Below are 21,369 nucleotides of genomic sequence, written 5' to 3' on the forward strand. Positions count from 1 at the left end.
GCGCTAAGATGCGGCCAACAGGTCGGGCTGGGAAAGACTGTCGCATGTTCAGATGGCCGGCCATCGGCGCCTTCGCAGCCCTAGGGCTGGCCCCTCTCGCCGCCCTGGCCGAGGCGTCGTCCGAAGTGGTCTTCAGCCACAAGCGCTGGGAAGTGCGCTATGTCGCCTTCGATGACGGCAGCGAGGCCTGCGTCGCGCAGGTGACGCAGGGGTCAGACAGCTTTTCCGTCTGGGCGCAGGCGGACCAGACGCTGCAGCTGCAGTTCTACTCCGAAGCCTGGGATTTCGGCGAGGGCCAGACCGCCGACCTGATCGTGCAGATCGACCGCCGCGCCGGCTGGTCGCTGTCGAACGCGGAGCTTTACCTGCAAAGCGTCCTGTTCGTGCTGCCGGGCGATGACGATGGCTGGCGCTTCCTGCGCGAGGTGATGGCCGGCAACACGCTGCACCTGCAGAACGACCGGGGCGAGGGGGTGATGGACTATTCGCTTTCCGGGTCTTCCGCCTCGATCGGTGCGCTGGTGACCTGTTACGAGGAAATCACGCGGTCATCCAACCCGTTCCAGTGATGTCCGCACCCCCCGCCCGACGTGCCCGCCGGCGGGGTCAGAGGTCGTCCTCGATCGGCAGCACGCCCCCGAGAAGCGCGATGAAGCGCGCCATCAGGCCGGCGTCGGGGTTGGGCAGGAAGGTCGTCCGGTCCGCGCCCTTGCGCTTCATCCAGCGGGGCAGGCCGGTATCCCCGACCTCGACGTGATAGGCGGCAGTGTCCGCGATCCGCTGCCAGTCCGCGATCAGGCTGCGGGCAAGGTCCGGGCTGTCGATGCGAAGGATGTGCTCGGTGTTGAGGTTCATCGACCGCGGGTCGAAGTTGGGCGATCCGACCAGGACGAAGCGGCGGTCCACGACGATCAGCTTGGAATGCAGCACGGTCCGGTTGACGGGGCGGCTCGTGCCCGGTTCGAGGAGCCGTCCGGATCCCGCCCGGATCTCGTAGAAATCCACCCCCCGCGCAGCCAGCCGGTCGCGGTAGCGCGAATAGCTGCCGTGAACGATGACATGGTTGGTCGAGGCGAGCGAATTCGTCACCACCGTCACGTCGACGCCGCGCGCCTCAAGCGCCTCGATCAGCTCAGATCCCTGCTCCTGGGGGACGAAGTAGGGGGTCACGATCAGCACCTCGGACCGCGCGGTGGCGAGGCTTCGGTAAAGCGCCTCTGCCACATGTTGCGGCGCGGCTTCGGGGTGCGAAAGCTTCAGCGGCGTGTCGACGATGAATTCCGCCGTGCCGCCGAAGGCGCGGCCGGTCGCCAGCGCGCGCGTGGCGGCCTCTGGCAGGGCGCCAAGGTCGCTCGGCGCGCCGCGCACCTCGGCAAAGGCCCCGGACCGGCCGAAGCGGGGCTTCAGCCTCTGGTAGGGCACGGCAAGCCGGTCGTTCCAGTAGACGTCGAACCCGGCCTCGAGCGGGGCGACCGCCGGCCCCTGCATCAGGATGTCCAGGTCGGCGAAATGCAGGAAGCGGTCCTGGCCGAAATACTCGTCGCCGACGTTGCGCCCGCCGACGATCGCGCTGGCGCCGTCGACGATCAGGGCCTTGTTGTGCATCCGCCGGTTCACGCGGGTGTGGTCGAGGACGTAGCCCACAAGCGCGGGTGCATTGCGCGAGAAGGGGTTGAAGGCGCGGATCTCGATGTTGGGGTGGCTGGTCAGGCCGCCCACGCGGTCGTCCTTCATCGCCATGAACACGTCGTCGATCAGAAGCCGGACATGCACGCCACGGTCGGCCGCGTCCAGAAGCGCCTGCGCGACGGCGCGCCCCGACCGGTCGGCGCGCATGATGTAGGTCATCACGTCGATGCGCGCCCGCGCCGTGGCGATCAGGTCGAGCCAGGTCGCCAGCGTCTCTTCGCCGGACACGAGCGGGTAGAAGCGGGCGGGCGCGGGCCGTGGCACCGGCATGGTGGGCGTCGCCGGCGCGACGCCCATGCCCGAGGGCAGGACAGGCGCACGCTGCGGGCCATCGAAGGGCACCGAGGTGCAGGCGGCAAGCGCAAGACCGGCCGCAAGCATCAGCCCGCGCCACCCGGATGCGGCGATGAGACGGAAACGGGATGGTCCGGCGGGTTCGGTCATGCGGTGTTCATGCCTCATTTCACGGGCCAAACCAAGCGGCAGGGCGGGGCGGGTGCGGTTTCAGTCGCTGTCCCCGACCGGCTCGATCACCTCGGGCCCCTCGGCGTCGCGCGTCAGTGGCGCCACGCGATGGAAGCGGAACCGCCCGTCCCAGCCGGTGCCAAGCCGTCCCTGCGCGGCCTCGGTTCCCATCCGGCCGGTGATCCAGTCCTCGATCTCCTCCGGCGGCACGATCACCGGCATCCGGTCGTGCAGCCCGGCGATCTGGGGCGCGGCCGGCCGGGTGAGAACGGCGCAGGTCCGCGTCCCGTCGCGCAGGCGCGAGGCAAGGCCGGCCATGAAGATCACCGGCAGGTTGGTCTCGACCGAGATGAACCAGGGTTTGCGGCCGCCCTTCGGACCCGTCCATTCGAAATAGCCGAGCGCAGGGATGATGCAGCGCCCCTTGGCCCAGGCGGCCCGGAAGGCGGGCTTTTCGGACGCCGACTCGATGCGGGCGTTGAAGGTCGTCTGTGTCCAGTCCTCGGCGCGCCCGTCGAACCAGTGCGGGACGAACCACCAGCGGGCGGTGGTCAGGACCGGCACCTCCATCCCGCCCAGCACGCTGACCTGCTGGGTCGGCTTGACGTTGTAGCCCCCTGCGGCCGGCAGCGCATCGGCGTCCACACGGAAAGGCCCCCGCAGGAAGCCCTCCATGATCTCCATCATCTGCGCTGCGGTCAGGCTCGGGGCCGAGAAACGTCCACACATGCGCGCATCATGGCACGGTCCCCACCCCGCCACCAAGCCATGCCGTCGCGGGGGGGGCGATCGCGCTCGACAGGGGCGGCGCTGGGCCCCGGCCCGCCGTGCCTTACCAGCCGGCGAATCCGGCGGCCGCCCGGCTGTCGATCCGGCCCGCCGCCAGGTCTTGAAGGGCCCCGTCCAGCAGGGAGAGCGCCTGCCCGATCTCATGCTCTGCGATGGTCAGGGGCGGGGTCAGCTCCAGTACGCTGGAGGAGGGGCCGACGCAATAGACCACGAGGCCCCGCTCGCAAGCGCGGAGCATCAGGCCGGCGGTGGCGGCGGCGTCGCCTTGCAGGGGCGTGTCTGCCCCCCGGATCTCGACTCCCACGGCAAGTCCGCGCCCGCGCAGCGCGCGGATGCACGAATGGCGTTGTGCAAGGTCCCTCAGGCCTGCCATCAGGATTTGACCCTTGCGGGCCGCCTCTGCGGGCAGGTTCTCCGCGACAAGCGTGTCCAGGACCGCGAGACCCGCCGCGGCGCAGACGGGGTTGCCGTGCAAGGTCTGCATTGCAAAGGCGGTGGCGCAATCCATCACCCATTGCGGCCCGATCACCGCCGAGATCGGCAATCCGCCACCCAGCCCCTTTCCGAGGACAAGGATGTCGGGTCGAAACCCCTCATGCTCAAAGGCATGCAGCCGGCCCGTGCGCCCGAGCCCGACCTTCACCTCGTCGCAGATGGTCAGGATGCCATGCCTGCGGCACAACGCATCCAGCCGGGCCAGAAAGCCCTCCGGCGGAACCACGAGGCCACCGTCCGACAGGATCGGCTCGAAGATGCAGGCGGCGATGGCCCCAGGCCCGGTTTCGGCCAGGTGACGCTCAAGCAGGCCAAGGACGGCGTCGGCGTCGGGGCCATCGGGATCTGCGCCGGGATAGGGCAGCTGGATCAGGCCCGCCGCCTTGTCCGAGGCCAGCGTCGGATGGCCTGAGACCGCCATCGTGCCGATGGTGCAGCCGTGATAGGCGCCGGCAAAGCCGATGATCCCCTGACGTCCGGTGGCCCGTCGCGCGGCGCGGATCGCGGTTTCGTTCGCGTCCGACCCGGAATGACCCAGCCAGACCCTTTGTGGTTGGTCCGACGGGAACAGCGCGATCAGGCGTTCCGCCAGGGCCGTTGCCGGCCCATTGGCCGCGGAAAGGACCGACGCCCCCGCCGGGTCGGCGATCGCAGCGCTGACCGCCGTCACCAGCGCGGGGTGGCCATAGCCGAGGCTGGCCGCGCCCCAGGCCGCCGACAGGTCGAGAAGGTCGCGCCCGTCGTCGGCGCGCAGCATCGTCCCCTTGCCGCCCACCACCGCCTGCGGAAAGAACCGCAGTTTCTGCAGCCCGGCGATCGCGGCCCCGTCGCGTGCGTAAAGCCCGCTCATCTGCCGGTCTCCATTCCCAGGCGGAGGCAGCGCTCCAGCCGGTCGGCCCATTCGGCGACGCCGCGCAAGGAGGAGATCAGGTCGTGCCGCACCTCGATCAGCAGGGCCGGCAGGCCACGCGCATCGCCGTGTACCGGCACCGTGTAGTCGTCATCGTCGATCCGGTAGGGTTCGTTGTCGCCGATCACCAGCCCCTCTTCCTGCGCGAGGGCGCGCATCATCCGGCCGGCAAACCCGGTGGCCCCTGCATAAAGGATGCCGGCATGCCAGGGACGGGAAACCCCCTTGTAGACCGGGGTGTAGCTGTGGATGCCGACGACGAAGGTCGGCTTGCCCGCCGCAGTTCGCAGGTCGAGGCGGCGGCTGACGGCGGCTTGGAACGGATGGAAGAAGGTCTCCAGCCGCTCGGCCCGTTCGGCCGCGCCAAGATGGCGATTGCCCGGAATGGCGGTGGTTTCGCTGGTTTCCGGTATCAGGGAGGGGTTGTCGAGCGGACGGTTGCAGTCGACCACCAGGCGCGAATAGCCGGTGTGGAACAGCGCCGCATCGAGCCGCGCCGACAGCTCGCGCGCCAGCGACAGCGCGCCGATGTCCCAGCCGATGTGACGCAGCCGCTCCGATTTCGGCAGGCCCAGATGCGCGAGCCTCCGCGGAATGCGCGGCAGGGCGTGCTCGCACAGGAGCAGCAGGTCCGATGCCCCGTCCGGGTTGATGACACCGTAGGGCGGCGGCTCATCCAGATCCAGAAGCGGCGCGGGGGCGGTCGCGGGCCGGGTCGGCATCAGTAGACCCCGGCATAGCGGCGGCAGAGTGCCGCGTCATCGAGGCCGGCGACGATTTCCAGTTCCTTCCTGCGCATTCCCGTCCAGCAATCCAGGAAGGTGGGTGACATCCAGCCGCAGACCACCCTGTCGGCCTCAAGCGCGGCCAGCGCCTCGGGCAGGCTCGCGGGCAGACGGCGGATGCCGAGACGGGCGCGCTCCTCGGCCGACATGTCCTCGGGGTCGCCTTTCACGATCGGCGGCGTGTCGAGGCCGGCCCTTACCCCCTCGATCCCGGCGCGGATCAGCATGGCCAGGGCCAGATGCGGGCTGGCGGTGGCGTCCGCGGCGCGGAATTCCATGTTGAAGGCGCGCGCGGGGTTGTAACCGGGACGCTCCGAGGTCGGGCAGATGCGCAAGGTCGCTTCGCGGTCCTGCTCGCCCAGCGTTGTCCATGACGCCGACCAGTGATGCGGCCGCAGGCGCTGGTAGGACACCACGCTGGGCGCGGTCAGCGCGGTGAGTGCCGCCATGTGGCGCACGATCCCGGCGGCAAAGGCCCCGGCCTGCGCCGACAGCCGCCCCGGCCGCGCGGCATCGAAGGTCGCCGGGTTGCCCTGAAGGTCGGTCAGCGAGATGTGGATGTGCACCCCGTTGCCCACGCCGTCCGGGTCGGTCTTGGGGCAGAAGCTGGCCTGCCAGCCCATCGTCGCCGCCAGTTCCCGCGTGACCTCGCGGATGGTGACGGCGCGGTCCGCCGCCGCCAGCGCACCCGAAGGCCCGCAGACGATCTCGAACTGGTCGCGGCCATATTCCGGCAGGAAACATTCCGGATCGCAACCCGCCGCGCCAAGGGCGGCCATCAGCATCGGTCCGAACGGATCGGCCCGCCGCTGCGCCGATAGCGCGAAGGATGGCGCCGGGGGCCAGTTGGCGCCGATGATCTGGAATTCCTGCTCGAAGGCCGCAACCACGCGCAGGCCAAGCGCCTCTAGATCGGTCACCGCCGCCTTCAGGATGGACCGGACGCAGCCCTCCCACGGGGTGCCGTCAAGATTTGTGATGTCGGAGTGGTAGAAATGCAGTGGCGTGCGCCCGTCGATCCCCTCGACCCGCACCCCGGCCTCGGGGTCGGGCATCAGCCGCAGATCGCCCGAAGAGCCGAAGGGGTTGGGGCTGGCGATTTCATCGAACGGGGTTAGCGACAGGTTCGCCGGCACCCATCCCACGCCCCGCGACAGGGCGGCGGGCAGGCCGGACGCCGCAACCGCGCGGCCCCGGGTGATGGCGGCAATGTCGGTGGTGACGAAGGTCACAAGCTCTTCTGCCCTGATCATGGTGTCCTCATGCGCCAAGGGCCGCGATACGGGCCAGCACGGTTTCGGTATCGGTGATCCAGCAATAGCCGCCATAGGCGCGCAGGGCCGCCTGGTGCCGTTCGGGGGTGTAGGTGGCGCAGGCATCCTGCACCAGCGTCACCAGATACCCCCGGTCCGCCGCATCGCGCACCGCCATGTCCACGCACTGATCGGTGACGATGCCGGCGATGACCAGAAAGCGGGTGTTCAGGTTGCGCAGGACGTAATCGGCATTGGTCGAGTTGAAAAGCCCCGAGGACGTCTTCGGCAGCACCGGTTCGTTCTCGCGCGGGGTCAGGGGCGCGATGATCGCCCCTTCCGGCGCACCCTTCGGCACATGCATGTTCGACAGCTTGTGATCCAGCGAGCGGTCGCGGCCATCGGCGGTCAGGCTTTCGATGATGGTGTGGCAGACATTCTCGCCAGCGTTTCGGAAGGCATCGAGCATCTTCACCTGGTTGGGTATGACGACGTCCCGCACGCGCGTCATGAAATAGCTGTCGGCCGGCATCGGGTGGGTCGGGTCCATCATCGGTTCGGCCCAGATGCGTTGCATGTCCACCAGCAGGAAGGTGCAGGCGCCCTTCGCATAGGCGCTGTCGCGGCGGATGGTCTGGCCGCCATACTCAATGGATATCAGGTCGCTCATGTCAGTCTCCGGCTTGGGCCGCGTTCGGCGGCGCTGTCTTGGGATCATCGGCAGGCCGGTCCTCGGTGATGCCGGAAAGGCCCCGCAGGGCCTCGATCTCGGCGATGCGCGCGCGCGAGGTGGCCGACAGGCGGGTGGTCACCGCGGCGATCAATGCCTCGACCTGCGCAAGGGCGGGAACCATGGTGTCAAAGGGCGAGGGCCCTTCGACCGGGGCCGTCACCACCACCTTTGCATGGGCCACAAGCGGGGAGGCCCAGGGGTCGGTGAACAGGATCACCTGCGCCCCCCGCTCGGCGGCGGCGGTGACGAACTGGATCGTGTCGGTCTGGTACCGGCGGTAGTCGAAGGCGACGATCAGGTCGCGCCGCCCGATGTCGATCAGCGAATCGACCCTGTCGGGCCGATTGCCGCTGACCACCCGGCAATCCGCGCGCAGCTGGTGCAGGTGTTGCCACAGCATTCCCGCCAGATAGCCCGAGAATCGCCCGCCGATGAAATGCAGCCGCAGTGCCGGATCGGTGACAAGCCGTGCCGCGGTGTCGAAATCGGCCGCCGGCACCATGCCCGCGGTGGTCTCAAGCAGGGCGGCGCAAGACCGGATGACTTCCTGGTAGATCTGCTCCTGCGGTACCGCGGCGGCCTTGCCCGCGTCGATCATCGCCAGGGGGGAGTTCATCCGCGCCTGAACTTCCCCCAGCAAGGCCTTCTGGAAATCGGGAAATCCGTCGAAGCCAAGCCGCGAGACAAAGCGCACGACCGTCGGGCCGGACACCCCGGCCAGTGCGGCAAGATGGGCCACGGTGTTCAGCCCCGCCGCGGGATAGTCGGCGAGCAGGGCCCGCGCCACCTTCAGGTCGGACGGCGTGAGCTGCACGCTTCCATCGGTCAGGCGATCGCGGATTGCCATGTGGTCTTCCCCTGTCCGGGCCGGTTCCCTGCCAGTCAGTATGTAATAGATGATACAAACGTCAACTGTTTTGGTGTTTGTGAAATGATATTGACATCGTGGCCACGCCTGCACCATGCTTTGCGCAGCACCGGGGCTGACGTCGAGGTTGGGAGGGATGATGCCGCGACTTGGGATGCAGGCCGTCAAGGGGACCATCACGCTTGCCCTGCCGCTGATCGCGCTGACGGTCATCGCCGAGCTTTTCCTGCCGGCGGCCCTGGCGCGTCTGGCGACGCTGTATCTCATCTATGTCACCGCCGTCGTCGGGATGCAGATCTACAGCGGTAATTCCGGCATCATCTCGTTCGGGCAGGCGGGGTTCATGGCGCTGGGGGCCTACGGCTCCGCGCTGCTTACCATCCAGCCTGCGGTGATCTCCACCAGTCTGCCCGATCTGCCCGGATGGCTGGCCGCAATCGCCGGGGGGCAGTCGCTGCCTGTCGGGATGGCGGGCGCGCTGCTGCTGGTCGGCCTCGTCGCCACCGTTTTCGGACTGCCGCTGTCGCGGCTCGGGGGGGCGGCGGCCTCGATCGCCACGCTGGGCTTTCTGGTGATCGTCCATGTCACGCTGGTCGCCTCGACCGACATCACGCGCGGCAGCCAGACCTTCTTCGGGGTGCCCCGCGGCGTATCGGCCTTCACCGCGCTCGTGGTGGCGCTGGTCGCGGTGGCGGTGGCGCGGCTCTATCGCGGCACCAGGGCCGGACTTGCCCTGCGCGCCGCGCGCGAGGATGAGGTTGCGGCGCGGGCCAGCGGCGTGAACGTGGTGCGCGAGCGGTTCCTGGCCTGGGTGCTGGGCGGCCTGGTTTCGGGTGCGGCGGGGGTGCTTCTGGCGCATTTCCTCGGCGCCTTCTCACCCAAGGATTTCCATTTCAACCTGACCTTCCTGCTGATGTCGATGCTGATCCTTGGCGGTATCTCGACGGTCTCTGGCGCCGTCGGGGGTACGGCGCTGATCGTGGTCATGGTCGATCTGCTGCGCCGTCTGGAAGGGGGGGCGGAGGTTCTTGGCCTGCAACTGCCCGAGGTATTCGGCCTGACCGACATCGGCGTCGGCCTTGTCATCCTTGCCGTTATGTACCGCCTGCGCGACGGCCTGTTCGGCCTGCGCGAGGTGGATGAGCGGCTGTTCCCCGAGCCTGCCGCCGCAGCGGCCCCTGTCGCGCCATCAGGCGCGACCGATCAGGTTTCGCTGACCGTCGAAGGCGTCGGGCGGCGCTTTTCCGGACTGGTGGCGCTGGAGGATGTCAGCTTTTCGGTCCGCCCCGGCCTCGTCACCGGGCTGATCGGTCCGAACGGGGCGGGGAAATCGACCCTCATAAACGCCATCTGCGGCATCGTCCCGCCCAGTTCCGGCCGCGTACTCCTGAACGGAACGGACACCGCGCTTGTGCCGGTGCACGAGATTCCCTCCCGCGGCCTTGGTCGAACCTTCCAGAACATCCGCCTGTTCCGCAACCTTTCCGTGCTGGAGAACGTGACCGTCGCCGCAGACGCCGTCGCCGGCCCGGGCGAGGACAGCCGCGCCGCGGCCATGGCCGCCCTGGCCGTCGTGGGAATGCAGGGCCTGGCCGCCCGACCCGCCAGCTCCTTGCCCTACGGGGCGCAGCGCCGGTTGGAAATTGCCCGCGCGCTGGCCCTTCGCCCGTCGTTCCTGCTGCTCGACGAGCCCGCCGCCGGCATGAACCCGGCCGAGACCGACGCCCTGATCGCCGTGCTGCGCCAGATCCGCGCGGATCACCGGATCGGCCTTCTGGTGGTGGAGCATGACCTGAAGCTCATCATGCGGCTCTGCGACCACATAGTCGTGCTCAACAAGGGCCAGATGATCGCCGAAGGCCCGCCGGAACACATCCGCGCCGATCCCGCGGTGATCGAAGCCTACATCGGCAAGCGACGTGCTGCCGCCTGACGTTTCCAGCCAACCAACAGAGGAAGACCGGACATGAAGAAGAACAAGCTCTTGCTGCTTTCAGGCGCCTTCGCTGCGCTGGCGTCGGCCCCCGCGATGGCCGAAGATCTGGTGATCGGGCTGGCCACCGCCCAGACCGGCGGCCTTGCCCCCTATGACCAGCCGAACCTTGCCGGCTTGCAGATGCGGATCGAAGAGATCAACGCCGCGGGCGGGATCGCCGGGAAGTTCCCGATCCAGACCATCATCAAGGACACCCGCTCGGACTCGGCGCAGACCGCCCTGGTGGCGCAGGAACTCGTGGATGCTGGCGCGCAACTCATCATCACGCCCTGCGACGCCGACCCTTCGATCGCGGCCGGCATGATCACCCAGGGCGCCGGCATTCCCGCCATTTCCTTCTGTGCCACCACGCCGACGCTGCCGCTGGCGGTGGGGGACTACATGTTCTCGAACTATCCCGCCGACAACGTGCAGGCGGCCATGCTGGCCGCCCATGCCGTCGAGAGCGGCTACAAGACTGCCTACATCCTGACCTCGCCCGACAGCGCCTATACCCTGAAACTGCCGCAGTACTTCGGGCAGGCGTTCACCGCGAAGGGCGGCGCGCTGGCGGGCGAAGGCACCTATTCCATGGGCCAGCAGGATTTCGGCGCCGAGGTGACCAAGATCGCGGCGATGGACCCCAGGCCCGATGTCATCATGACCTCGGCCTATGAACCCGATTTCCCGGCCTTTGTCCGCCAGCTGCGCGGCGCGGGCGTAACGACGCCGATCCTCGGGTCGGACGGGATCGACAGCCCGACCACCTTCGGCCTTGGCGACCTGGTCGAAGGCGTCGTCTTCTCGACAGCGGGGCACGCCACCGCCGGCAGCCCGCTTGAGGCGTTCAACGCCAGGTGGACGGAACGGACCGGTGCGGCCCCGGATACGATCTACATCGCCAACGGCTATGACCTCGGCACCATCATCGAGGCCGCCGTCACCGCCGCCGACAGCCTCGATCCGGCCGCCATCCGCGACGGCATCGCCAATCTGGAAGGCCTTCAGGGCGTGACCGGGGCGATCACCTTCAAGGGAACCATCGGCATGCCCTTGCGCGCCGTCTCGCTGGTGCGGATCAAGGCGGGCGAGCGGGAACTGGTCGCGCAGGGCCAGCCCGACCCGGCCGACATCCCGGCCCCTTGAACCCATGCCCGGCGGCCCGGGACCAGCCCGGGCCGTTTCCCACCCGCGAGCCTTGAAGGACCCCCCGACCATGCCGGATGAACCCCTTCTGTCCATCGAGGGACTGACCGTCAGCTACGGCGCGGTCGAGGCGGTGCGCGGCATCGACCTGACGGTGAAGCGGGGGGAGGTCGTCACCCTGCTGGGGGCGAACGGAGCGGGCAAAAGCTCGACCCTGAACGCGCTGGTGGGGCTTGCGCCGCGCAAGGCCAGGCGGATGCTGTTCGAGGGCGCCGACATCGCGGGCCAGGCGACCGAAACCATCGTCCGGCGCGGCATGACGCTGGTTCCGGAGGGCCGCCGGGTGTTTTCGTCGCTGACGGTGGAGGAAAACCTGATGCTGGGCGGCGCCCGGCACGCCGCCCGCGGCGATCCCGCGGCGGTGAAGGCCGATATGCTGGAACGGTTCCCCATCCTTGCCGAACGGCTGCACCAGAAGGCGGGGTCGCTCTCGGGGGGCGAACAGCAGATGCTGGCGATTGCCCGCGCGCTGATGTCCTCGCCCGATCTTCTGCTTCTGGACGAGCCCTCGCTGGGCCTGGCCCCGCAGGTGGTGGACCGGATATTCGACCTGATCCGCAATCTGCGCGACCGCGGGCTGACCATTCTTCTGGTCGAACAGAACGTGGCGCAATCGCTTGAGATCGCCGACCGCGGCTATGTGCTGGCCAACGGCCGGATCGAGTTGCAGGGCGCCGCCGCCGACCTGCGCGCATCCCCGGAAATCCAAGACGCCTACCTGGGCGCATGAGGCCAAGGACTTCGCCATGGACATCTTCCTGCAGCAGCTTCTGAACGCTCTCAGCCTTGGCGGAACCTACGCGCTTCTGGCGCTGGGGCTGGCGGTGGTGTTCTCGATCATCGGCCTGATCAACTTCGCGCATGGCGAACTGATGACCGTCACCGGCTACGCGATCTGCTTTGCGCTGATCTGGGGCCTGCCCTTCCCGCTTGCGGTGATGGCCGGGCTTGCGGTCGCGGTGGTTGCGGCCCTTCTGATGGAGCGTATCGCATTCCGCCCGGTGCGGGGGGCATCGGGCACGACGCTGCTGCTGACCAGCTTTGCTGTCAGCGCGATCCTGCGCGTGCTGTTCCAGAACCTGATCTCGGCCCGCCCGATCCCGGTGTCGATCCCGGCCTCGCTTTCGGGCGTCCTGACCATCGGTCCGCTGCATCTGGGCATGATCCAGCTGATCTCCATCATCGTCACGCTGGTCATGCTTCTGGGGCTGAACCTGTTTCTGCACCGCACGATGGCCGGCCGGGCGATGCGCGCCGCCGCCGAGGATTTCGCCGTGCTGCGCCTGATGGGCCTGCGCGCCAATTCGGTTGTGGCCACCGCGTTCGCGATCTCGGGATTGCTGGCCGGGGTGGCGGGTCTGCTCTGGGTCGCGCAGCGCGGCAGCGTGGACCCGCTGATGGGGGCGCTGCCGGTGCTGAAAGCCTTCATAGCGGCGATCATCGGCGGCCTGGGCAGCCTGTCGGGTGCTGTCGCCGGCGGCTTTCTTCTGGGTTTCATCGAGGTCATTCTCCAGGCCTATCTGCCCGAAAGCCTGCTGCCCTACCGCGATGCCTTCGCCATTCTTCTGGTGATCGCGGTCCTGTTGTTCCGCCCGCAGGGCCTGCTCGCGCGCAAGACACCGGTCAAGTTGTGACAGGTTCCTGCCGCCGCGCGCCGCCCGGCTGCGGCAGGTCGCGGCGGTCGCATCCCGCCCTTGGCATTGAGCGGGCCCGTTCCGCTCCGTCACGCTTGCGTGGCCGTTGTTGGGATGCAAATCTGCGCCGCAATGGACGGCAGGCCTGGCCGTGCTTCGGGGGATTGGACAATGGACGCCGCTACTCGGCCGCTCGCGACAGGGCAGAACCGGGATTTTGGCGATGCGCTTGCGCAGGCGAGCATCCTGATCGTCGACGATGAGGCGGGCATGCGCCACTTCCTGTCGCGCACGCTGGAGAATCGGTGCAAGGCGGTCGAGGTGGCCCCGGACAGTGATGCCGCGATGACGCTGATGGAGACGCGGCATTTCGATCTGATCATCGTCGACAACCGCATGCAGGGAAAGCTGGGCGTCGAATGGCTGGCGGAACAGCGGGCGTCGGGCCTGTTTCCCCCTGCCATCCTGATCACCGCCTTCGCCGACCTCGAGACGGCCATCCAGGCGCTCAAGGCCGGGGCGTCGGACTTCCTGCTGAAGCCCTTCCGTTCGAACCAGATCCTGAACGCGGTGGCGCGCTGCCTGGAACGTGTGCGGCTGGAGCGCGAGAACCACGTCCTGCGCCACGAACTGAGGTCCAATTCGGACCACATCCTTCTGCGCGATCGGCTGATCGGCAGCTCGCCGGCGATCGAGGCCGTGCGCCAGACCATCGCGCGTGTCGCTCCTCTTCCGTCGACCGTCCTGCTGACGGGCCAATCCGGAACAGGAAAGGAGGTTGCCGCCCGGATGATCCATGACCTGTCCGATCGCGCCGAACGGCCTTTCGTGCCGGTGAACTGCGCGGCCATCCCGGCGGACATGGTCGAGACCGAGTTGTTCGGCCATTTGAGAGGGGCCTTCACCGGCGCCCACCAGAACCGCGAAGGGCTGTTCCTGCATGCCCGTGGCGGCACGCTGTTCCTGGACGAAATCGGGGAACTGCCGCTTGCCGTCCAAGCCAAGCTCCTGCGGGTGCTGGAGGATCGCCGCGTCCGTCCGCTCGGGTCGGAACGCGAAGTCGCCGTGGACGTGCGGCTGCTTTTCGCCACCAATTCCGATCTCGACCGCGCGGTGGCAGAAGGCCGCTTCCGCGCCGATCTTCTTTATCGCATCAACATCCTCGCGATCCACATGCCTCCGCTGTCGCAGCGCGGCGACGATGTTCAGGAACTGGCCCGGCTGTTCATGTCGAAGCTCGCACAGCAGATGGGCATGCCGCCGATGGCGTTGACCCCCGAAATCGAGGCCGGATTTGCCGCATACGACTGGCCCGGAAATGTGCGGGAACTTCGCAACACCATAGAGCGGGCGCTTATCCTTGGGCGATTCCCCGCGGACATGACGCCGCCGCTGGCCCTGGATCGGGCGGGCGAAACGCTGGCCGAGCTCGAGCGCCGCGCGATCCTGTCTGCGATCGCCGCGGAGAATGGCGACCGTGATGCCGCGGGGCGGCGTCTCGGGATTTCGCGCAAGACGATCGATCGGCGCCTGGCAGACTGGAATGGCTGATCCCGGTCGCCTCGGGCCGGGGCGCTCGGTGCGCCATCGGCTGCTGGCCATCGCCCTGCTGCCGACCCTGGTGATCCTGCCGCTGCTTCTTGGCGCGACCATCATCCGCTGGTCGGGCAAGTTCGACGACCTGCTGATCACCAAGGTGAACAGCGACCTTACCGTTGCGCGCCAGTACCTCGAACGCATCCTCGAAACCACCGATGACAGGGTCAGGGCCCTGGCGGAATCGGTCGATTTCGCGACCCGAGGAAAGAGTGCCGAGGCGATGGAGACCTGGAGGCGGGAACTCGGCCTGGATTATCTCTATCTTCTGGGCACAGGGGGGCGCGTCCTGTCGATCAGCCCGGCCACGGGCGCCCCCGCAGGACCGAGTCCGGCCTTCATGGGGACCTCGATCGAGATCCTGTCCAACGCGGAACTTGCCGCGCTGTCGCCCGACCTCGCGCAGCGCGCGCGACTTGACCTGGTGCCGACGGCGAACGCCGTCCCGACTGACCGCGCGGCGGAGGACCGCGGAATGGTGGTGCAGACCTTCATTCCGGTGACCCTGCCTGACGGCAGTCCCGGCGTGCTGGGCGGAGGTCTGCTGCTGAACCAGAATCTCGTGTTCATCGACACGATCAATGACCTGGTCTACCGCGCCGGCAGTCTGCCGGATGGAAGCCAGGGCACCGCGACGCTGTTTCTGGACGATGTCCGCATCTCGACGAATGTCCGCCTGTTCGAAGGGCGCCGCGCCCTTGGAACACGCGTCTCGGCGGCCGTTCGTGCGCGCGTGCTCGACAAGGGCGAGACCTGGCTGGACCGGGCCTTTGTCGTGAATGACTGGTACATATCGGCCTATGAGCCCATAGCGGACCGCATGGGAAACCGGGTCGGGATGCTCTATGTCGGCTTTCTGGAGGCACCTTTCGCTCAGGCAAAGCGGGTCACGCTCTGGCTTGTGGGGCTGGCCTTCCTGGCGGTGACCGTCCTGACCGTTCCGGTCTTCCTGCGATGGGCGCGCAGCGTGTTCCAGCCGCTCGAAAAGGTGACCGATACGATGGCCGCGGTGGAAGCCGGCGATCTTGGCGCGCGCACCGGCGTGACCGGCAGCCGGAACGAGGTCGTGAGGGTCGCACAGCATCTGGACCATCTTCTGGATCAGTTGCAGGTGCGCGACCGGGAACTCCGCCGCTGGAACGAGGAGCTGAATGCCCGCGTGGAGGCGACGACCCGCAAGCTGATCCTGTCGGAAAAGCTGGCCACGGTGGGCGAGATCACGGCCGCCGCCGCGCATGAAATCAACAATCCGGTCGCCGTCATCCAGGGCAATCTCGATGTCCTGCGCGAAGTCATGGCGGACCGCATGTCCGAAGTGGCGACCGAATTCAGTCTGATGGACGAACAGGTCCACCGCATTTCCTCGATCGTGAACCGTCTGCTTCAGTTCGCGCGCCCGGAGGAATATGCGGGCTGGACGACACGCCTGCATCCGATGGAGGCCGTCGCGGATTGCCTGCCCCTTGTCCGCCACCTGCTGAAGCAGGCGCGGGTCACGCTTGAACTCGGGGGAAAGACAAGCCGTCAGGTCACCATGAACCGAACCGAGTTTCAGCAGGTCATCATCAATCTCATCGCGAATGCGACCCACGCGATGCCGGATGGCGGGTGTATCACGGTCACGGCGGAAGACGTGGACCAATCGGATGTTCCGGGGGTGCGCCTGAGCGTGCGCGACACTGGCGTCGGGATGGACGAAGACACCATCTCCCGCATCTTTGACCCATTCTTCACGACCCGCGGGCCAAACGGCGGAACCGGTCTCGGCCTTTCGATCTGCCGCACGCTCGTGGATCGTCAGGGCGGCACTATCGACGTCGAAAGCGCGCCGGGTCACGGCTCTGCCTTCGTCATCTGGCTGCCGGAAGCCGTCTAGGCCGGCCAGTCTGTCCGGCCTTTCCGGACAGACTGGCCGGATCTTTCCGGATCTCGCTTATAAGAAATTGATTCTAATGCGATATATCGTCGCGCGGAACTGGCACGATCTGCGCATTCACCCTGATCGGGAAACTGTCGCGTCCTTTCGGAGGAGCAGGTGGAAACCTGTGGAGAGGCGCGCCACCCGATAGCCGGCCGCAAGGGCCGAGGGAGAGAGAAAATGACTGCAATCACCGAAGGGATCACCGACGGCGGCACTGGTCTGCTGGACCGGGAAAGGATCGTCGCGAAACCGGGCTTCAACCGCTGGCTCGTGCCGCCTGCGGCGCTGGCCATCCATCTTTGCATCGGCATGGCCTATGGCTTCTCGGTCTTCTGGCTGCCGCTGACCAGCGTCATCCCGGGCGAGGCGACCGACGCCTGCAAGAGCATGGGCCTGATGACCGCGCTCTTCACCACCGAGTGCAACTGGCGCATTGCCGATCTCGGCTGGATATACACGCTGTTCTTCGTGCTGCTGGGCTGTTCGGCGGCGGTATGGGGTGGCTGGCTGGAGCGGGTCGGCCCGCGCAAGGCCGGGTTCGTCTCGGCGCTCTGCTGGTCGGGCGGTATCTCGGTGGCGGCGGTCGGCGTGATGACCCACCAGCTCTGGCTGATGTGGCTGGGCGCCGGCGTCATCGGCGGCGTCGGCCTGGGACTGGGCTACATCTCGCCCGTCTCCACACTGATCAAATGGTTTCCCGACCGGCGCGGCATGGCTACCGGCATGGCGATCATGGGCTTTGGCGGCGGCGCCATGGTCGGTTCGCCCCTTGCACAGAAGCTGATGGAGCATTTCCGCACCGACACGACCGTGGGGGTCTGGGAAACCTTCCTCGCCATGGCGGTCATCTACCTGGTCTTCATGATGGGCGGGGCCTTCGGCTATCGCATTCCGCCCGCGGGCTGGCAGCCGGAAGGCTGGACGCCGCCCGCCAAGACCAGGAAGGCGATGATCACCGAACACCACGTCCACCTGAAGAACGCCCACAAGACCATGTCCTTCTGGATGATCTGGATCGTGCTGTGCATGAACGTCTCGGCCGGGATCGGCGTGATCGGGGCGGCCTCTCCGATGCTTCAGGAGATCTTCGCGGGGAACCTGATCGGGCTGCCGGGCGTCGCCTTCGCCGATCTGGACGCCGACCAGAAGCTCCAGATCGCCGCGATCGCTGCGGGTTTCACCAGCCTGCTTTCGCTCTTCAACATCATGGGCCGCTTCTTCTGGGCCTCGATCTCTGACAAGTTGGGACGCAAGAACACCTATTATATCTTCTTCCTTCTCGGGATCGCGCTTTACGCCTCGGCCCCGACTTTCGCCTACTCGGGCAACCAGATCATCTTCGTGGCGGCCTTCTGCATCATCCTGTCGATGTACGGGGGTGGCTTCGCGACCGTGCCGGCCTATCTGGCCGACATCTTCGGCACACAGTTCGTAGGTGCCATCCATGGCCGGTTGCTCACCGCCTGGGCCACGGCAGGCATCCTTGGGCCGGTGGTCGTGAACTATATCCGGCAGTATCAGGTCGATCGCGGCCTGTCCGGCGCCGATGCCTACGCGGCGACGATCTACGTCCTCTGCGGAATGCTGGTGGTCGGCCTGATCGCAAACGCCTTCGTCCGCCCGCTGGCTGACAAATGGTTCATGTCGCCCGAGGAGGTCGCCTCGCTACAGGCGAAATCGGCCAGCGACGAGGCGAAGATCCGGCATGGATCCTTCGGCATCGACAAGGGCCGGTTCGACCTGCCCGCGCTTGCCGCCTGGGCTGTGGTCGGGATCCCGGTTCTGTGGGGGGCCTGGTTCACCCTTGTCAAGACAGCGGCGCTGTTCTGAACCGGCATGACGCGCGCCTCCGAGGCGGCGCGCGTCTCATTCCAGGTCCGGTCACTTGCGAGGGGCTGCGCAAATCATCACCTGATTGCGCGGCGTTTCGATATGTCACCCCTGCTTCGCCGGGGTCGTTGCTTCCGCGTGGCCAGCCGGTTCCTTGCTTGCGGAACACGTAGATAGTGCGAAGGCAGATCTCAGAAGCCCGTAGGAGAGCCGCTGGCGGGGCATTCTCTCACTGCGCATGGTTGGGCACCGGCGTTGTTGCGTAACTCACGCGTGCGTCACGATATCCCCTTTCCCCTACGGCATCAGCTTGCGCGAACGATTTCGGCCATTCCGAGAGCCGAGAAGCGGTTCATTAGTGCGATGCGGATCTGGATTTCGGCGGTCTGGCGGTCCGGGTCTCTTGCGGCGATGCGTTCGCCGAAGGCCTTCAGGCACCGCATCTTTGCTTCGATCCGGCTTCGGACATGGTATCCGGTCCAGCGTTTCCAGAACGCCCGGCCGTAGTATCGAGTGGCGCGCAGGGTTTCGTTTCGGGCGATCGCGGCCGGGCAGTCCTCTCTCCAGGGCCGGCCGTTCTTGCGGATCGGAATGATCGCCGTGGCCTCGCGGTCAATGATGGCGGTGTGACAGCGGCGCGTATCATAGGCTCCGTCGGCGGTCACCGTGCCGATGTCTTCGCCCTTTGGGATCTGGTCCAGCAGGTCTGGCAAGACCGGACTGTCGCCGTCGCTGCTGGAGGTAAACTCCACCGCTCGAATGTCAGACGTGGCGGTGTCCATGGCCAGATGGACCTTGCGCCATTGGCGTCGGCCCTGAACGCCGTGCTTGCGTGCCTGCCATTCGCCATCACCGAGGAACTTGATGCCCCTCGCCGGTTCGCTCGAACCGGTGGCACTCACCGGCTCGATGTCCACCAGCAGGTTCAGGGGGCCATCGGCGCGACGATACGGGATCTGGACGGCCAGCGTCTTCTGGCGTCGGCACAAGGTGGAGTAGTCAGGCACCGCCCAGTCCAGGTCCGCCATCTTCAGCAGGCTGGCCACCATTCCGGTCGTTTGCCGGAGCGGCAGCTTGAACAGGACCTTGATCGACAGGCAGAACTGGATCGCTGCGTCGGAAAACACCGCAGGCCGACCGGGGCTGCCGTCATGCGGCGCAAACCAGGTCATGTCCTTGTCCAGCCAGATCAGCAGTGATCCTCGCTTGCGCAGAGAGGCCGTGTAGCTGGACCAGTTCGTTGCGCGGTAGCGGGCAGGGAGTGGCTTGCTCATGCGGTCCCTCTAACCGCATGGATGCACGATGTGAATCCTCAAAGGCCAGAGTTCTGCAACAACGCCCTGTGCCGCCGAGGTACCGGGGGCATGGCCGGGCACGCCATGGCGGAAGCGGAGGACAAGGCGGGCAATCACGGCCAAGAGGATCACGAAGCCGATGCTGACATGGAACATGGCCCAAGCCATGTCGGCATCGGCGGGGGCCTGGCCGGCCTCACGCGCATCGACGACGGCGACGATGGCGCTGTTGAAGCCGATCTGCAGGATGACCCCGATCACGGCGATCCAGTGCAGCCAGATCTGGGCGGGGCGGTAGGTGGCGGGGGTGTCGGACATGATGGGGTCTCCATGTTGGGGGTCAGGCAGCGGTGAGGCGGGGGCGAAGGGTCCAATACCAGACGCGGTAGGCCTCCAGCGCGACCAGCGGGCCGAAGTGGACGAGCGCGGGGGCCACCCCGCCCCAGTCGTTCAGCGCGGCCCAATGGGCCAGCGTCAGGACGGCCGCTGCATAGGTCCAGCGCTGCAGCCACTTCCACCAGCGGCCCATGCGGCGCACGAACCAGTCATGCGAAGTGACGGCCAAGGGCACAAAGATCAGGAAGGCAACCCAGCCGATCCAGATGTGGAACTTCGGCAGGTCCGTGAGCACCGGGTCGAGCGCGGCCATGTCGATCAGGTAGAGTATCGTGTGGAGGAGCGCATAGCCGAAGGCCGCGACACCCAGATAGCGGCGGTTCCGCTTCATCCACTGCGGCCCGCGCCAGCCGCGCAAGAGCATGGCCAGGGGCGTGGCCATCATCGCGACGATCAGGAAGCGGGCCGAGAACTCGCCCGAGGGATGGATCATCTCGTGGATCATCGCCGCAGGCGTGGCCGAGGTGAAGATCGCCACGGTCATCACCACACCGGGCAAGGCGAACAGCGCCCAGAGGCCATAGGGGTACAGAAGGCTTTTCAGCAGCGACGGCGTTTGAGCAGTTTCAATGGGGCTTTGCAGGGTCATGCTGCATTCTCCTTCCGGTGTTCGGTGTTGCGCAGGGCCAGGGTCAGGGTGACGCCTGCGGGGTCTGTCCCGGTCAGAACGCCCGAGCCTGAAGATTCCCTCAGGTGAACCCTTGCGGCGACGAAGGTGTCGGTGTCGGGTGTCTCCAGCCGATAGGACAGAAGTTGGGCCGATCCGACAGGCGCGGGCCGCGCCGCGGGTCCTGCCCAGAGGTTCATCGCCAGCCGGTGGGTGTAGGGTGCCCCTGTCCCCATGTCGGCCATGCCGAAGTCGGCAAAGGTCAGGTTGCGCGCAAAGCCCAGGGCCTCAAACCAGGTCAGCGAGGGGTCAAGGGCGGGCACATGCAGGTGAAGATGCGCCACCGTCACGTCGCGGTGCAGGGGAAGGGATGGGTTGGTGCCGCCGGCCCCGGCGAGTTCCGCCAGCAGGTCCAGCTGCTCGCGTCCGCTGTGGGCGCGCCCATCGACGTCGAACATGGCGAACAGGCCTCGGTCAAAACTGAACCGGCCAAAGCGTTCCGGCGTCTCGAAAGCGATCTCTATGCCGTGGCCATCGGGGTCGCTGACATAAATCGCCTTGGACATCAGGTGATCGACCGGCGAGAACGGGAGGCGGAGGTCGATGAACCGCTGCATCCGGCGGGTGAACTCGGCCTGGCTCGGCATACGGAAGGCCACGTGGTACATGCCCGCATATCCCTTCGCGACCGGGCTGGTGGCACCGGGTTGAAGCACCACCAGCGTCCGGTCCGGGGTGCCGAGCGCGAGGCCCGGACCCAGCTCGGGGCGCCGGACGAAGCCTACGACTTCGGTCCAGAACGCCTCGGCGCGGTCAAGGTTGGTGACCGACAGGGTCAGCGGGCCCCAGGTCAGCCGTTCGGGAAGATTGTCGGCTGCGCGTTGCCGGGCAAGGGCAAGGGCTGGCGTGTCCATGTCGGCCT

The 21,369-nt window shown here is 67.2% G+C and carries 19 protein-coding genes; 8 read left to right on the forward strand and 11 right to left on the reverse strand.

Annotation, left to right across the window (positions count from 1 at the left end):
* The first annotated feature begins 44 nt into the window (after positions 1-44).
* The gene (locus tag N5I32_RS14695) at positions 45-569 is read left to right on the forward strand and encodes a hypothetical protein (RefSeq protein WP_261496624.1); all 525 of its coding nucleotides are present in this window, start codon (positions 45-47) and stop codon (positions 567-569) included.
* 37 nt (positions 570-606) lie between these two features.
* On the opposite strand, the gene N5I32_RS14700 is transcribed toward N5I32_RS14695, so the two are convergent.
* The 7 genes from N5I32_RS14700 to N5I32_RS14730 all read right to left on the reverse strand — a co-directional run bounded on the left by N5I32_RS14700 (position 607) and on the right by N5I32_RS14730 (position 7,966).
* Complete coding sequence (locus N5I32_RS14700; protein WP_261496625.1) at positions 607-2,133, reverse strand: phospholipase D-like domain-containing protein; 1,527 nt, start codon at positions 2,131-2,133, stop codon at positions 607-609.
* A gap of 60 nt (positions 2,134-2,193) precedes the next feature.
* Positions 2,194-2,883, reverse strand: coding sequence for an SOS response-associated peptidase (locus N5I32_RS14705; RefSeq protein WP_261496626.1), 690 nt, complete (start codon positions 2,881-2,883; stop codon positions 2,194-2,196).
* Between the two features lie 103 nt (positions 2,884-2,986).
* On the reverse strand, positions 2,987-4,288 hold the full coding sequence (locus N5I32_RS14710; protein ID WP_261496627.1) for an aspartate aminotransferase family protein: 1,302 nt from the start codon (positions 4,286-4,288) through the stop codon (positions 2,987-2,989).
* Positions 4,285-5,070 carry an N-formylglutamate amidohydrolase gene (locus N5I32_RS14715; protein WP_261496628.1) on the reverse strand — a complete coding sequence of 262 codons (786 nt, stop codon included), beginning with the start codon at positions 5,068-5,070 and terminating at the stop codon, positions 4,285-4,287. The genes N5I32_RS14710 and N5I32_RS14715 overlap by 4 nt, the downstream gene beginning before the upstream one ends.
* Complete coding sequence (locus N5I32_RS14720) at positions 5,070-6,386, reverse strand: glutamine synthetase family protein (protein WP_261496629.1); 1,317 nt, start codon at positions 6,384-6,386, stop codon at positions 5,070-5,072. Before N5I32_RS14720 ends, N5I32_RS14715 begins: the two co-directional genes overlap by 1 nt.
* 7 nt (positions 6,387-6,393) lie before the next feature.
* A complete protein-coding gene (locus tag N5I32_RS14725; protein WP_261496630.1) occupies positions 6,394-7,056 on the reverse strand; it encodes a cysteine hydrolase family protein in 663 nt (220 codons plus the stop codon).
* A 1-nt stretch (position 7,057) separates the two neighbouring features.
* Complete coding sequence (locus tag N5I32_RS14730; RefSeq protein ID WP_261496631.1) at positions 7,058-7,966, reverse strand: MurR/RpiR family transcriptional regulator; 909 nt, start codon at positions 7,964-7,966, stop codon at positions 7,058-7,060.
* Between the two features lie 160 nt (positions 7,967-8,126).
* Between N5I32_RS14730 and N5I32_RS14735 the strand changes: the two genes are divergently transcribed.
* The 7 genes from N5I32_RS14735 (at position 8,127) to N5I32_RS14765 (ending at position 18,149) form a co-directional block, all read left to right on the forward strand.
* Positions 8,127-9,920: a branched-chain amino acid ABC transporter ATP-binding protein/permease gene (locus N5I32_RS14735; RefSeq protein WP_261496632.1), complete on the forward strand. Its 1,794-nt coding sequence runs from the start codon at positions 8,127-8,129 to the stop codon at positions 9,918-9,920.
* 33 nt (positions 9,921-9,953) lie between these two features.
* A complete protein-coding gene (locus tag N5I32_RS14740; RefSeq protein WP_261496633.1) occupies positions 9,954-11,108 on the forward strand; it encodes an ABC transporter substrate-binding protein in 1,155 nt (384 codons plus the stop codon).
* Positions 11,109-11,178: 70 nt separating this feature from the next.
* Positions 11,179-11,898 carry an ABC transporter ATP-binding protein gene (locus tag N5I32_RS14745; protein WP_261496634.1) on the forward strand — a complete coding sequence of 240 codons (720 nt, stop codon included), beginning with the start codon at positions 11,179-11,181 and terminating at the stop codon, positions 11,896-11,898.
* 16 nt (positions 11,899-11,914) lie between these two features.
* Positions 11,915-12,802, forward strand: a complete 888-nt coding sequence (locus N5I32_RS14750) for a branched-chain amino acid ABC transporter permease (protein WP_261496635.1) — start codon at positions 11,915-11,917, stop codon at positions 12,800-12,802.
* Between the two features lie 171 nt (positions 12,803-12,973).
* The gene (locus N5I32_RS14755; protein ID WP_261496636.1) at positions 12,974-14,353 is read left to right on the forward strand and encodes a sigma-54-dependent transcriptional regulator; all 1,380 of its coding nucleotides are present in this window, start codon (positions 12,974-12,976) and stop codon (positions 14,351-14,353) included.
* On the forward strand, positions 14,346-16,274 hold the full coding sequence (locus N5I32_RS14760) for a sensor histidine kinase (RefSeq protein WP_261496637.1): 1,929 nt from the start codon (positions 14,346-14,348) through the stop codon (positions 16,272-16,274). Before N5I32_RS14755 ends, N5I32_RS14760 begins: the two co-directional genes overlap by 8 nt.
* Before the next feature lie 222 nt (positions 16,275-16,496).
* Complete coding sequence (locus N5I32_RS14765) at positions 16,497-18,149, forward strand: OFA family MFS transporter (protein WP_261496638.1); 1,653 nt, start codon at positions 16,497-16,499, stop codon at positions 18,147-18,149.
* Positions 18,150-18,454: 305 nt separating this feature from the next.
* Here the strand turns inward: N5I32_RS14765 and N5I32_RS14770 are convergent, their stop codons facing one another.
* The 4 genes from N5I32_RS14770 to N5I32_RS14785 are packed head-to-tail and all read right to left on the reverse strand — an operon-like array spanning position 18,455 to position 21,361.
* Positions 18,455-19,423, reverse strand: a complete 969-nt coding sequence (locus tag N5I32_RS14770; protein WP_261496639.1) for an IS5 family transposase — start codon at positions 19,421-19,423, stop codon at positions 18,455-18,457.
* A 9-nt stretch (positions 19,424-19,432) separates the two neighbouring features.
* Positions 19,433-19,762, reverse strand: a complete 330-nt coding sequence (locus N5I32_RS14775) for a cytochrome b family protein (RefSeq protein WP_261496640.1) — start codon at positions 19,760-19,762, stop codon at positions 19,433-19,435.
* A 22-nt stretch (positions 19,763-19,784) separates the two neighbouring features.
* Positions 19,785-20,429 carry a protein-methionine-sulfoxide reductase heme-binding subunit MsrQ gene (locus N5I32_RS14780; RefSeq protein WP_261496641.1) on the reverse strand — a complete coding sequence of 215 codons (645 nt, stop codon included), beginning with the start codon at positions 20,427-20,429 and terminating at the stop codon, positions 19,785-19,787.
* On the reverse strand, positions 20,426-21,361 hold the full coding sequence (locus tag N5I32_RS14785) for a VOC family protein (protein ID WP_261496642.1): 936 nt from the start codon (positions 21,359-21,361) through the stop codon (positions 20,426-20,428). Before N5I32_RS14785 ends, N5I32_RS14780 begins: the two co-directional genes overlap by 4 nt.
* Positions 21,362-21,369: the final 8 nt, after the last annotated feature.

The sequence above is a fragment of the Albidovulum sediminis genome, assembly GCF_025380365.1.
Classification (GTDB): Bacteria; Pseudomonadota; Alphaproteobacteria; order Rhodobacterales; family Rhodobacteraceae; genus Albidovulum; species Albidovulum sediminis.

Excerpts from the sequence above, each read along its gene's own strand:
- N5I32_RS14740 (WP_261496633.1), top strand. The coding sequence starts at position 9,954 with ATGAAGAAGAACAAGCTCTTGCTGCTTTCAGGCGCCTTCGCTGCGCTG.
- N5I32_RS14710 (WP_261496627.1), bottom strand. The coding sequence starts at position 4,288 with ATGAGCGGGCTTTACGCACGCGACGGGGCCGCGATCGCCGGGCTGCAG.
- N5I32_RS14760 (WP_261496637.1), top strand. The coding sequence starts at position 14,346 with ATGGCTGATCCCGGTCGCCTCGGGCCGGGGCGCTCGGTGCGCCATCGG.
- N5I32_RS14785 (WP_261496642.1), bottom strand. The coding sequence starts at position 21,361 with ATGGACACGCCAGCCCTTGCCCTTGCCCGGCAACGCGCAGCCGACAAT.
- N5I32_RS14765 (WP_261496638.1), top strand. The coding sequence starts at position 16,497 with ATGACTGCAATCACCGAAGGGATCACCGACGGCGGCACTGGTCTGCTG.
- N5I32_RS14705 (WP_261496626.1), bottom strand. The coding sequence starts at position 2,883 with ATGTGTGGACGTTTCTCGGCCCCGAGCCTGACCGCAGCGCAGATGATG.
- N5I32_RS14700 (WP_261496625.1), bottom strand. The coding sequence starts at position 2,133 with ATGACCGAACCCGCCGGACCATCCCGTTTCCGTCTCATCGCCGCATCC.
- N5I32_RS14730 (WP_261496631.1), bottom strand. The coding sequence starts at position 7,966 with ATGGCAATCCGCGATCGCCTGACCGATGGAAGCGTGCAGCTCACGCCG.
- N5I32_RS14735 (WP_261496632.1), top strand. The coding sequence starts at position 8,127 with ATGCCGCGACTTGGGATGCAGGCCGTCAAGGGGACCATCACGCTTGCC.
- N5I32_RS14715 (WP_261496628.1), bottom strand. The coding sequence starts at position 5,070 with ATGCCGACCCGGCCCGCGACCGCCCCCGCGCCGCTTCTGGATCTGGAT.
- N5I32_RS14780 (WP_261496641.1), bottom strand. The coding sequence starts at position 20,429 with ATGACCCTGCAAAGCCCCATTGAAACTGCTCAAACGCCGTCGCTGCTG.
- N5I32_RS14775 (WP_261496640.1), bottom strand. The coding sequence starts at position 19,762 with ATGTCCGACACCCCCGCCACCTACCGCCCCGCCCAGATCTGGCTGCAC.
- N5I32_RS14755 (WP_261496636.1), top strand. The coding sequence starts at position 12,974 with ATGGACGCCGCTACTCGGCCGCTCGCGACAGGGCAGAACCGGGATTTT.
- N5I32_RS14720 (WP_261496629.1), bottom strand. The coding sequence starts at position 6,386 with ATGATCAGGGCAGAAGAGCTTGTGACCTTCGTCACCACCGACATTGCC.
- N5I32_RS14725 (WP_261496630.1), bottom strand. The coding sequence starts at position 7,056 with ATGAGCGACCTGATATCCATTGAGTATGGCGGCCAGACCATCCGCCGC.
- N5I32_RS14750 (WP_261496635.1), top strand. The coding sequence starts at position 11,915 with ATGGACATCTTCCTGCAGCAGCTTCTGAACGCTCTCAGCCTTGGCGGA.
- N5I32_RS14745 (WP_261496634.1), top strand. The coding sequence starts at position 11,179 with ATGCCGGATGAACCCCTTCTGTCCATCGAGGGACTGACCGTCAGCTAC.
- N5I32_RS14770 (WP_261496639.1), bottom strand. The coding sequence starts at position 19,423 with ATGAGCAAGCCACTCCCTGCCCGCTACCGCGCAACGAACTGGTCCAGC.
- N5I32_RS14695 (WP_261496624.1), top strand. The coding sequence starts at position 45 with ATGTTCAGATGGCCGGCCATCGGCGCCTTCGCAGCCCTAGGGCTGGCC.